The sequence below is a fragment of the Paenibacillus sp. F024 genome (assembly GCF_057814255.1).
This window is the reverse complement of sequence record NZ_JBVASZ010000026.1, coordinates 47619-60369: the sequence shown is the minus strand read 5'-3', so window position 1 is coordinate 60369 and position 12751 is coordinate 47619. Positions and strand designations below refer to the sequence as shown.

Here is a 12751-nt window from a genome sequence, read left to right as displayed (position 1 = left end):
TGGTCATGAACCTCGAAAAGAGACTCCGGGTTCTCTTTTTGCCTTTTTTGCAATGGCTCTGGTCGACCCTTGCATTCCGCTTGCCCGTGATGCCGTAAAATGTGACCCGTTCAGCAAGCCCTATTTAGGACAAGACATCGATAAAATGAATCGTAAATACATCAAGGATTACATTGTGCGTGCCGTGTTCATCTTGATCGTTTCGATTGCCAGCGCGACCGGATTATACTATTCTGTAGGAATCTTCATGAATCATTTCAATCCGGCGATGGGAGAGGTCATCTATCAAAATCCGGTAACGCATTCTGTATTTATGGTTTCATTGATCGGTTATGTATTCCTGGCTGTGGCATTGATGAACGTGGTCACCTTGTTTTCATTATCCCAGCCGCAAAAAGTAATCCAGGCCATCATTCCGGCCCTTCTGGTAAATGTCATGACCGGATTTGTATTAAGCCGATGGTTTGGCTATGAATATGCCGTGCTGGGCTTTCTTGCGGCTTCCATCGTGTTTGCGGTTTTATCCTTTCGTCAGGTGTATTCGGTGTTGAACAAATTAGATTACTATATGTATGCGGCATCTTGACCATGGAGGAAACTCACTATGCTAACGGAACAATTCATGCCGATCCTCCATTTTTTGATATCCTTTCTGACGATATTGTTCCTTGTACCTTGGATCTTCTTCCGGAACCCGTATCCTGATGGGATGGAGAAAATCGCTTCTCATTTCCTAAAAATGAGTTTTATATTGCTTGCCTTGGGCTATACATTGGCGATATTGAAATTATTTGAAGCGATGTCCATCGCCTTTCTTCTCGTGGTTATCGGTATTCGTATCCAAGCCATGCGCCAAAAGAAGGGCGGATTGGAAGATTCCGTATCCCATTTCGAAGCCCTGATTTATGATTATTTTGACGGAAAATATCAGCTGAAGCAGGTGGTTTATACCTATGCCAGGCAATTGGCTGCACAGCTAAAAGACTTTGCAGGCAAACGTTGGTCAACGCCTTACACAGTGGTCGGAACCTGCAGCCTGCTCGGAATTGTTGCTCTTGCCGGATATATCCGCTTTTATGATGCTTTATTCCATGCCGCCCCATCGTTTGGGAATCGATATAGCCTTTTGCATTGGATTAAGGATGTTCGTATCAATATGCTGTTCAGCGACGGCATCGTATATCAGGGCTTTTACGTGTTTTGGGCCGGCATTCAAGAATTCGCCAGGCTCGATACATTGTATATTTCCAAATATACCGGGCCGCTTTCCTTGATCCTCATCATGCTCGGCCTGTATTTCTTCCTTTCCCGATTAACCGGCAGCAGGTTCAGCGGGATCGCCGGTGTGATCGTGTTTGCCCTGCTTGGCGAATACATCGATCCGCATTACCGGGAGTGGCAAACCGAGGCAGATCCGAGAACGTTTGCGTACGTATTTTATCTGCCTACTCTGTATTTTCTCGTTTTATATTTTAGGGGAATGAACAGGGATGCTTGGCTGACGATGATGGCCGGCACGACAGCGATCGCTCTGATCGACCCCGTCGTTTTTTTGCAGCTTGCCGCCGGGATGTTCATGGTAATCCTCATTCTCATCGTGACCCAAAGGAAAAAAAGCGGCGCATCTATCACGAAGGTGTTCCTGTCATGGGCAGCGGCTGCTGCCGTTTCGATCCTTCCGCTTCTCTATGGGTTCGTTTCAGGAAAGACGGTACATACCATGTTGGCCCAAATGTTTCAACTCAACCCTGCCGATCCATATATATTGACCGCCGCCCCTTCGTTCTTATCTTTGGTCATCAGTGCCACCGCGGGCTTCGTATGGCATTATTTAGCACAATGTCTTAACGGATATGCTTATAAGAAGTGGCTGGAGCCGAGCCTTGTCATCCTGGTGATCGGCATAAGCGGTTATTTTACCTCCTTCCAACCTATCCAGCCTATGAAGGTAGACTGGGACGAGGCGGCAGAGCAGTATCTGACCATCAGTAAAGAATGGGGTCCGCGATCCTGGATGATTGTAGGAAAAGATTCATGGTCTGCCATGGCAAGGGGAAGGGGGTACCATATGAATATTCATGAATTCGTGCAGAACTATGCTGCGTCCAAATGGGGCTTGATCCGAAACGGCGCAGCAGAGCCGGATCTGAATATTCCTTCCGACGTATTTATTTTTTATGAAAAGAGGCTTCGAGAGGTGAACGATGATTTGGCTGCCGCACATCTCAGCCCTATGTATTCAAGATGGGAGCAGGAAAGAGGGGATTTGCGCAGCTGGCTGGATCGATACTATGCCCTCCATCCGGAAATGGAAATCTATTTCGAGGATGAAAACATCGTGATCTATCATTTTGAACATGAACGGGGCCGATAGGAATCCAAAAGGACATTTGGGGAGAAGGGGAGTATATGAATGTTAACGGGGTTTGGAGCCAGAATCAAATCGGGCTGCTAGCTGCGGTAGTCACCATCGTCGCTGCGGCAGCGATTCTATTCTATTGGGTGAATAAAAAGAAGCTAAAGAAACTGGAAAGCCAGTTTGCTCTGGTCAAGGACATGTACAAAACCGTGCATCCGGACAAAGGCTTGGAAGAGAATCTGGCCAGACTGCTGGAGCTGGTTTCATGGGTTGTCGACGCTCCCTCCTATACCTTCTACATTCTGGATAATAAGAAGCAAAATTACGTGCTGAAAGCAGTCCGCTATTTGTCAAAGGATTTTGGCAACGTCCGTCCTTCCTACAGCGGCCTGCTGGAATTTCAAAGCGATACCTATATGAATCCCTTATCTCTGCCGGTATCCAAAAGAGTGTACGAAATGAAACAGGTGGTTGAAGGAGACGTCCCTCTATTTTTTATTCCGGTTGGTGATAAGGGACTCATTCTGGTCGGTCCGCTGGAAAAAATGAAAAAGAAAGAGCTTCACCAATTGGAAGTGCTGAGTGAACAGATGAGTCATCTGCTGGATGGATTAATTACCGTTGAGCATACGCGTTCGCAAGCGCAGGTTGTTGTGGCCTCGGGGAGAGCCCTGCAGCAAATCAGCAGCATCTCGATGGACTGGAAGACGATGATGGATATGATGATTAAGCTGTGCATCCGGTCCATTCATGCTTCCGGAGGCTTCTTTTTTCAAAAGATTAACGGGACCTTTCAGATGACGATGCAGGCGGGATTGGACGCAGAGACCGTACAAGAGCTTGATGCGGATAAAGAAACGCTGGCATTCATTTATTCTTTTGTAAGCAGCGAGCCGTTTTATTTTATCAAACGCAACGATGAGACCTATTATCAATTGCCTCCCTATTTTGCGGGTGCGGGTATGGAGACGCTGGCCGTCTACCGCTTTGAAGCGATGGAGGATAGTGTGTTTGTCTTATATTTTGAAGAAGGAAGGCTGATGCGTGAACGGGAGACCCGAATGATTCTGAACACCATGATGGGACACGTTCAAACCGTGATGGGATATCAGTCGGGGCTGCAGATGTTTTCGCAAGCGTACCTCGATATCCTCAAGATGCTCACCCGGCTTCTGGACAATTTAAATCCCTATACGGTCGGCTATTCCGAATTGATGAGTCTTTACTCCGTGAGTATCGCCAGACAGCTTGAACTGGAAGAGGATGAGATCAAGGATATCGCTCTTGCCGCTTATCTCAGCAATATCGGAGTATTGGGACTCTCCAGCGAATTGTTTGAGAAGGAAGGCAAATATACGGATGAAGAATACGAGCTGATGAAGCTTCACTCGGAAGTGGGGGCCTCCATCGTCAATGTAGCGACAGGCAATGAGAGGCTGGCTTCTTATATCCTGCATCATCATGAGAGAATGGACGGAAACGGATATCCTGCAGGCTTGAAGGACGAAGAGATTCCGGTAGGCTCGAGAATTATTGCTGTAGTACAAACCTTCTTGGCCAAGGTCGGGGGCAGAAAATATCGTGAAGCCCTCAGCTTAAACCAGGCGTTGGATGCTTTGGAGTCAGCAGCGGGAGCGCAGCTGGACGAGAAAATCGTTCAGGTGTTTATTCAGTGGTTGAATAAAAAACGATTGAATCCATCTGTAGCCGGGCGTCCTATGGGAACATGTTCAGAGGTTCTGTGTGTGCCTTCTAGCATATGCCAATCGTGCCCTGTGTATTATAAGAGGGATGTTCCCTGCTGGGAGGTTGAAAATAATTTATGTCATGCACACGGTAAAAGCTGCGAAACGTGTATCGTTCGTACGGAATTTGTAACAAGACACGAAGTGAAGGCAAGTGGAGCATGATCGCTGCGGAGGGATCAAAGGGATGAGAAACCGGAGAAGGATGTTTCAGGAGGCGCGCAGCTTTACCCTATATTATGGACGCGGCCGGATCAGTCAACTGGCCAATTATGATATAGCTATCGTGGAGCCGAGCGCTCACACCGCACAGGATATCCAATCCTTGAAAGAATCGGGTACATTGGTCATCGGTTATGTGACCGTCATGGAGCAGGGACCGTTTCACGAGATGTTCGGCAGGCTGAAGGAAGAGGATTTTCTGAAGATCAACGGAAAGACCGTATACAAAGGGTCCTTTGATACGTATGTCATGGATCTGAAATCCAAACGCTGGAAGGGCTTGCTTCATTATCAGGTTGGAAAGCTTCTGCTTCATGACGGGTATGACGGCATCTTTATGGATACTATCGGGAATGTAGAGTCTCCCGACATTCCTCCGGTTGAGGCTCAGCTTCAAATCGAACGGGCCGTGGAGATCACGCGGGATATTCGTGAATCGTTTCCTCATCATGTTATTATACAAAACAACGGTTTGGAGCGCTTATGCGTTCATACGGCCCGCTACCTTGACGGAATCTGTTGGGAGAATCCCCTATTCTCTTATAAAGAAAGCCAGGAGTGGTGCCAATCCGTATTAACGCGGATCGTAAATCTTAAAGAACGCTATGGGATAAGAGCCTTATTTTTGCATGAAGCGAACGAAACAAAGCGGAAGCCATCGGCAGGAATTATGGCTCAAACCATTGCGGACAAACATGAATTTCTCTATTATGAAGCTTCGGATCAATATATATAGCTGCTCAGATTCGCCGCGGCGCATTCCTTGTAAAGAACCGCCGGCCCGATGTGCTCAAAGCTAAGCTGCCGGCTTGCTGTTATGGATGTTGAACGTTTTGTTTTCAATCACATGAAAAATATCCATCTTTATTTTTTTAATATGAATTCAATCGATTGTACGATATGTTCCGGATGAAAAGGCTTAGGTATGAGGGTTAAACCAAGCTGTTTTGCCAGATCGTTAATTTCCTCGTGATTGGCGGTACATAAGATGATTTTGGCGGAGGAATCCTTTTGTAAAATCTGTCGGGCAACATGTATTCCATTCAAATTCGGCATCAGATTATCCAATATCATAATATCTGGCTTAGATTTGAAATAATGGTTCAAAGCATCCGCCCCGTTATTGAATGAAGCTACCACTTCGTGTCCGGCATTGGTAACGATTTCTTTAAGAAGCATCTGGATACCTTTATTGTCATCCGCGATTATGATGGTTGCCATGAGGAATCCCGCCTTCAACATGCAAAAAACATATGATATGCCTTTTGTAGAATATATTTATCATAGCGATTACCTATGGGTTTAGTCGAACGCTATGATGTAATTTCAATCCCGATTTTGAAGATATCGAGGCCATTTTTGTCACACTTCGACATCATTTGATGACTTTTGAGGCATATTTGCAAAATGTAGGAGTCCCAAAGGACTAGAACATTGTACCGGATGACATATCAAGAGAAGGGTATTACACTGGATTCATTCTTTTCGCGGAGAATTACGCACAATTCGATCCTGTAATTGATCATATCAAACTTGAGCTCTTCCATTTCGTGCATATCAGTATATAATTAAGAGTTGTTTTTAAAAGGCGGCAAAACTTTGCTGGCTTTTTTTCCTACTATCACAAGTAATTTAAGTAAAAGAAGGGATTCTATGCCTGAGCCGAGCAGTGTAAGTTTTAGTGACCACAGTTGTTTGCTGGACAGTCTCTCCGACGGCTTCTTCCTGTTGGATCATCAGGATCGTATTCAATTTGCAAATTCTTCGGCCAAAAATCTTCTTGAATCTCATAAGGACAGTACTGGAAAGGAACTCTGGGAAGTCCTTCCCAAGGATTTGAGCTCTAAATTTCAGCATGAACTGAGCATGGTGAGACAATCACAGAAAACAGTGCACTTTGAGTCCCATTACCAAAGTACATGTTCCCATTGGATTGATGTTAAACTCTTCCCCAACCCAAACGGAGTATCCGCACTTATTCGCGATATTACCTCCCAAAAAGAAGTAGAACATAAAATTCAAGAGAATCATATTAAGCTCATTCTTCTTACCGAAGCGGCGAATCATATTATCAGTCATGAAGAGCCCAAAAAACTGCTGGATTCTTTGTTTAATGAATTATCGGATTTTCTGGATTTGGATGTATACTTCAATTACATTTACGATAAAGAAATAGGAAAGCTCCGGTTGATGAATTATTCGGGGATCGATAAAGATACGGCTAAAGAGATTGAATGGCTTGAAATGGGTGAGGCGGTTTGCGGTTACGTGGCTCAAAAAACCGAAAGATTCGTTGTTGAAGAGATTGAGAATTCCAATGATCAGCGAGTTAGCTTACTTAAGGATTTAGGCATCAAAGCCTATGCATGCCATCCGCTATTTTCCTACGGAAGAATGATCGGGACCTTATCTTTTGGGTCATCTAAACGGGCAAAATTCAGTACAATTCAAATAGAACTAATGGAAACCATTTGCAATCAAGTGGCCATGGCATTGGAGCGGACTTTTTTAATTACAGAGCTTAAGAATACAAATACTGAGCTTTCTGCAAACTTTCAAAAGCTTGAGGAAAGCGAAAAGAAATTCAGAGATATTTTTACGGGTGCTTTAGACGGCATTATGCTGATCGATACGGAAGGAAACATCTTGAATGCCAATCCCTCTGCATGTCATAAGCTGGGGGTGAAACGGGAAGATATTCTAGCGAAGAATCTAAAGGAGTTTTTTTCGGTTATAAAGCTGGGAAAATCACAACGTGTAATTAACATTACTTTAAAAGACGGAACCGAGAGGCTTATCGAATATTCATCGACAAAAGAGATTACTCCCGGCAACCACCTCATCATTTTTAGGGATATTACGACAAAGGATAAAATAACAAAGGCTTTAATTGAAGCAAAGGAACAAGCTGAAACAGCCAGCAAGGCCAAATCCGAATTTTTATCCATGATGAGTCATGAGCTTCGAACGCCCTTAAATTCAATTCTGGGCTTTTCCCAAATTATGCTGGATGACAGTAAGAACTCATTAAATGACATCCAAAAGGACAGGATTTTAAAAATATTGAAATCAGGACGTCATTTAATCCATTTGATAAATGAAATCTTAGAACATTCTCAAATCGAATCTGGTAAAGTTAGAGTAAGCTTGGAGAATGTGAATCTGCAGGAGGTCATTGAAGAAAGCATGAGACTCTTGCTTCCGATCGCCGAAGCTAAAGGAGTTTCCATTGAAAATAAAATCAATGCCGGACAAGATATCTATGTGAAGGGCGATTTCACAAGGATCAAGCAGATATTAATTAACTTAATCACGAACGCCATCAAATATAATAATCCCAACGGTAAAGTAACCGTTCACTGCAAGCTCAAGCCCAAGCATATCAAAATATGTATTGCGGATACGGGAATAGGTATACCTAAAGACAAGCTCAAACAAATCTTTGAACCGTTTTATCGTATTTATCATCCGGAGCATAATATTGAAGGCACGGGGATCGGGCTTGCACTGGTCAAAAACTTCGTGTCCATGATGGGTGGTTCTATTGGTGTAAAAAGTAAAGAAGCCGAAGGCAGCAGCTTTTGGTTTACTCTTCCGCTCTCCGATATGAATTCACTTCAATCTTAGTTAGCAAATGGAGGTCGGGTTGTGTGGAACAGGCTCGAATGATTATTGTAGACGATAACGAAGATTCATTGGACATCATGCAATATTTTATTGAGCAGCTTCCCGATTTCTTAATTGTAGACAAATGTCAAAATGGAGAAGAATTAATTGATTCCGTCATGAAAACCGATCCCGATGTGATCCTGCTGGATATTAATATGCCTAAACTGGACGGAATGGAAGCCATACGCTCCTGTCTGAGGATTAAAAGCGACCTCATATTCATCTTTATCACCAGCTATGATGAATATGCCGTTCAAGCCTTTGAGCTATCGGCCTTAGATTATTTGGTGAAACCCATCGAGAAAACCAGACTTTATACCGCATTGGAAAAAGTAAAGAAAATCAGAAGGCAAGTTACCTTGCAGGAAAAAGCAGCGACGAATCGTACACAGCGATTATTTATCAAAGATAATAACAACTATTTCTATATTCCTCAACAGGATATTATTTTCATAGAGAAGATAGGGAAGAAATGCCACATTTATACGCCTCAAAAAACATATACAACCAATGAAGCGATCGGGGAATTAATGAAACAATTGCGTGAAGATACGTTCTTTATGTCTCACCGTTCTTACATTTTGAATATAACCCAAATATCTCAAATAAAAGCCATCAATCAAACGTATTTGGCATTTTTTCCGAACACGGACAAGTATGCACATGTGTCCAAACTGAAAATTGAAGACTTGCAGCAAAAAATAAAACGATTGCAGTAATCCCTCACCCGCCGCGGCTTATTTCAGCCAGCTTAAAGAGCATGCCATTATTTCAACATGCCCCTGCCATCCCTATTCCTCAAATCCTCTAATGAGTCCCTAAGATTTTGCTCCTCCGGTCAGCTTATCTACGATTTCCAATACTGCTGCCCGGTTCAGCTTGTTTTCACCTGCAGCCAGAGCATGAACGGTAGCATGTGCAAGCGCCAACGGAATGCTGCAGAAATCGAGAATCGGCCCTGTTGGAATATCTGCAATATACTCATCAGCCACCTTCAGATTACGCTTCGTGTAGGCGAACATTTCATCCATTCCCCAATGATCAGGGAAGAAGTTCACGCCTCTGGTGGAATCTTCAATACGGTTTCGAAGAATATTTACAGCCTGAAGTCCTCGGCCGAAGGCAACCGATTTGACGCGGTCCGTTTGCGTACCGTCATGCCACAGCCAAAGATCGGAAAGAAGCTCCCCAACCGCTCCAGCGACGCAGTAGGTGTAATAGTCCAGGTCTTCCTCCGTTCGTATGCTCCAATCCCGCTCCACCCACTCAGCCATTTGCTCCGACATCATAGCTGTTGCCTGCGAGACGCGCGGGGCAATGGTAGGCGGACAAAGCTCGAGCCAGTCACTAATACGCAGGCTGACCTCATCGAGCGATTGTTGATATGCAGAGAAAAGAGACTCGAGCTCGGAAGGCTCGTTCAGGTGCTTGCTAATTCCAAGAAGCAGCTTTATTTTTATTTCCGGAGCCATTCCCGGATGGTCTTCGATCTCATCAATCGCCCGCATACACAAATAAGCGGATGCTACCGCTTCCTTTAGACCCGGAACCAAGCCGCTGATCGGAATATAAAAGGTCCGGCTGGTTGCAGCCAGCATCTCCATGGCATCACTCATTAAATCATTCGTTTTGTTCACGAACTACCCTCCAAAAAACTATTCTCTGTTCCACTGATGATGTTGTCTAAACTTCATTATGCTTGTCATGTTCTATATTACTACTTTTTGACGAATTCTGAAACCAGCGATCTGTTGAATATCGGAGATGGAAGTTTTCAGGCTCTTCTGTTTGATCTCTCCCGCTTTGTGGTAAGTAAAATAATAAAAATGTAAGAAAAAACGGGGGATTGCTTGATGGAACCATTACAAGGAACGGAAGAGATACCGAAGAAGGTCTCTAAAATCAAGGTTTTCATCCTGCTGTTTACGATCTTCCTGGCTGTGACAGGAATGCTGGGATTGACGATGTTATGGAATATGTATCAATCGATGTACCGCGGCATGGATATTTCTTTATTGGACAAGGAGGCTGCCCGGTCTACTTTTTTTTATGACCGCCATGGAGAAGCCATGACGGAAATTACCAATGCCAAGATGGAGTATATGTCCTTGGATCACTTCCCCAAGACCATACTGGATGCTGTAATCGCCGTGGAGGATGCCCGCTTTTATGAGCACAACGGACTCGATTATTATGGCATTGCGCGTGCCTTTTACACCAATCTGAAGGCGGGGTACACCGTACAAGGCGGGAGCACCATTACTCAGCAGCTTGCCAAAACGCTGCTGTTCACCTCGGAGCAAACCTACACCAGAAAACTTAATGAAGCCGTTGCTGCAATCAAAATTGAGAAAACATATACGAAAGAGCAAATTTTAGAGCGTTATCTGAACTATATCTATTTTGGCGAAGGGGCTTGGGGGCTGCAGCGTGCCGCCAGAATGTATTTTGATAAGGATGCCTCAGAGCTGACGTTAGCCGAAAGTGCGCTGTTGGCGGGAATTCCTAAATCACCGACGCATTATTCGCCTGTCAAAAAGCCCGATCAAGCCAAAGAACGCAGAAACCTGGTTTTAAGCCTGATGGCCGAACAGGGGAAAATTACAGCGCAAGAACGGGATGCAGCGCAAAAGGAAGAGATCAGGCTCTTTGAGAGAACGGCGGATAAGACCCCGAAGTATTACTCTTCTTATATTGATCATGTCATCAATGAAGCGATTGAAAAATACGGTTTGACAGAGGAGCAAATCTTGTCTTCCGGCCTGCACATTTATACCAATATGGATCCGAAGGTGCAAAAGGCGGCGGAAGAAGTATACAGGAATCCCTCTTTATTCCCTGAGGATAAGGGCGGGCTGCAGAGCGGCATTGTATTGATGGAGCCTCAAACCGGCGCATTGCTTGGCATTGTCGGGTCCAGAAATCCGAATCATCAATTCAGGGAATTTAACTATGCTACGCAAAACGAGCGTCAGCCCGGATCGACGTTTAAACCGATTCTGGTTTATGCACCGGCATTAATCGAGGGCTTTGGGCCAAAGGATCTCATCTACGATGCGGAAACGGACTTCGGCGGAGGATACAAGCCCATGAACTATATGAAAAAGTTTCATGGCTGGGTCACGCTTGAGGAAGCGTTGATCGAATCCTATAACATTCCGGCCGTAGCGATGCTTAAGGAAATCGGTATCCAAAAAGGCATGGAATTTGCCAAAAAAACAGGTCTTCCGCTGCAGGATTCGGACAGAGTTTTCGGTATTGCATTGGGCGGCACAAGTAAGGGAATGTCACCGCTTCAGATGGCTCAAGCGTACACGATGTTTGCTAATGGAGGAAAAATAGCAAAGGCCTATGCCATTACAAAAATAACCGACAGAGAAGGGCGGCTGGTGGGCCGGGAAGCTCATCCGGTACTTGAGCCTGTACTGGATCCGGGCATTGCTTACACGATGACAAAGATGCTGGAAAAGGCAGTGAATGAAGGGACAGGACAAAATGCGCGGATGGATCGTCCTGTTGCGGGAAAAACCGGAACGACCCAGCTTCCGGATGCCCCGGAATTCAAGGACAGGTACGGAAACCAGCTGTCCGGCTCTAAAGATGCATGGTTTGTAGGCTACACGCCGGATATTGTCGCAGCGGTTTGGCTGGGCTATGAAAGAACCAACAAAGAGCGTTATCTCAATACAACCGGAGGCAGATATCCGGCCTCCTTGTTCAAGCTTGTGGTAAGCAAGGCCTTGCAGGGTACGCCGGTCAAGCGTTTTGAGCCGCCCAAATCCTATAAGCCTATCGTTGGAGGTAACAGGCTTATTAATGGAGATAAGGAAGCTTTATACGCAATGATGTCCCAAAAGCGCAAGAAGCACCAGGCTCAAACGGAATCTGTGCCTGTGCCGGATGCGGTTGTGCAAGAGAGTTTAGATGTAGCGACGGCAGCGGAGGATACGCCTGTGGCTGCTGTAGAAGATCCGGCGAAGGATATTCCTAAGGTTCCGGCGGAAGACGCAGTGGCGGCGAATAATGCCTCTCAAGAGGAGGAACAGCCGGTGGTCTCAGACGCGGAAAAGCCGGCGGCAGAATCCAAAAACACGGCGGGCAAGGTCAACGTTTCCGGCAAATCGGCAGGATCGGCGGGTGCTGACGGAAACAGCGGAGCGGCTAAGGATGACAGTGCTCCTGATGTTCCGGACGAGACAGGAAAAGGCGATGCCGCGGCTGCAGCAAATGCTTCAACAAGCGAAACGGCGGCTAAACCGCCGGCTAAACCTCAGGTGACAAGCGGGGCAGGCAGTACGATAACAGGTGCTGCAGAGGGCAGCGGCAAAACTAAGGACGTAAGCAGCTCTGATAACTCAAAGACGTCGGAAGCCGATGAGGCTTCAAAAGATGAATAACAAAACCGAAACCCTCTGATCGACGGCGGTGTACAGAAAACATGGAATACTCCGCACAACGGAAGCTGATTGTACAAATGCCTTTCGGCAAGAAGACGGCGGAACCGGGGGATAAGGAATTTCAGCCGCTGGAATCGCGCTTCCGGTTGGTTCAATAAATCGCCGCTACAGCAGGATCATCCTCTTCTTTTAGGTATCCAAATGAAATGTCGGCATGTACGATTTTTCATTTGGATCACGGGAGGGGATTTTAATTTATCAATAAGAATTAAGCGTTTACATAAAGCAAGCCATATGATAATGTTGAACTGTAATTTTTGAATTTGAATGAATATCGTGGTGCTACCATCATAAATTAT

9 protein-coding genes are annotated in these 12751 nt (G+C 45.3%); 7 read left to right on the top strand and 2 right to left on the bottom strand.

Annotated elements, in window-relative coordinates; genetic code table 11:
* The 4 genes from ACZYR9_RS21280 to ACZYR9_RS21265 form a co-directional block, all read left to right on the top strand.
* The coding region (locus tag ACZYR9_RS21280; protein ID WP_488980462.1) for a hypothetical protein at positions 1-586 on the top strand (586 nt) is incomplete at its 5' end.
* An 18-nt stretch (positions 587-604) separates the two neighbouring features.
* Positions 605-2374: a hypothetical protein gene (locus ACZYR9_RS21275; RefSeq protein ID WP_488980461.1), complete on the top strand. Its 1770-nt coding sequence runs from the start codon at positions 605-607 to the stop codon at positions 2372-2374.
* 35 nt (positions 2375-2409) lie between these two features.
* Positions 2410-4269: an HD-GYP domain-containing protein gene (locus ACZYR9_RS21270; protein WP_488980460.1), complete on the top strand. Its 1860-nt coding sequence runs from the start codon at positions 2410-2412 to the stop codon at positions 4267-4269.
* A gap of 22 nt (positions 4270-4291) precedes the next feature.
* Positions 4292-5062 (top strand): endo alpha-1,4 polygalactosaminidase, encoded by a 771-nt coding sequence (locus ACZYR9_RS21265; RefSeq protein ID WP_488980459.1) that lies wholly within the window; start codon positions 4292-4294, stop codon positions 5060-5062.
* Between the two features lie 128 nt (positions 5063-5190).
* Here the strand turns inward: ACZYR9_RS21265 and ACZYR9_RS21260 are convergent, their stop codons facing one another.
* Positions 5191-5547, bottom strand: coding sequence for a response regulator (locus tag ACZYR9_RS21260; protein ID WP_488980458.1), 357 nt, complete (start codon positions 5545-5547; stop codon positions 5191-5193).
* 378 nt (positions 5548-5925) lie between these two features.
* Here ACZYR9_RS21260 and ACZYR9_RS21255 point away from each other — a divergent pair, with 378 nt between their 5' ends.
* Positions 5926-7953 (top strand): GAF domain-containing sensor histidine kinase, encoded by a 2028-nt coding sequence (locus tag ACZYR9_RS21255; RefSeq protein ID WP_488980457.1) that lies wholly within the window; start codon positions 5926-5928, stop codon positions 7951-7953.
* Between the two features lie 23 nt (positions 7954-7976).
* The gene (locus tag ACZYR9_RS21250; protein WP_488980456.1) at positions 7977-8714 is read left to right on the top strand and encodes a LytR/AlgR family response regulator transcription factor; all 738 of its coding nucleotides are present in this window, start codon (positions 7977-7979) and stop codon (positions 8712-8714) included.
* A 99-nt stretch (positions 8715-8813) separates the two neighbouring features.
* Here the strand turns inward: ACZYR9_RS21250 and ACZYR9_RS21245 are convergent, their stop codons facing one another.
* Entirely contained in the window at positions 8814-9611 is a 798-nt protein-coding gene (locus ACZYR9_RS21245; protein WP_488980467.1) for a squalene/phytoene synthase family protein, read from the bottom strand.
* A gap of 237 nt (positions 9612-9848) precedes the next feature.
* Between ACZYR9_RS21245 and ACZYR9_RS21240 the strand changes: the two genes are divergently transcribed.
* A complete protein-coding gene (locus ACZYR9_RS21240) occupies positions 9849-12392 on the top strand; it encodes a transglycosylase domain-containing protein (protein ID WP_488980455.1) in 2544 nt (847 codons plus the stop codon).
* Positions 12393-12751 lie beyond the last annotated feature (359 nt).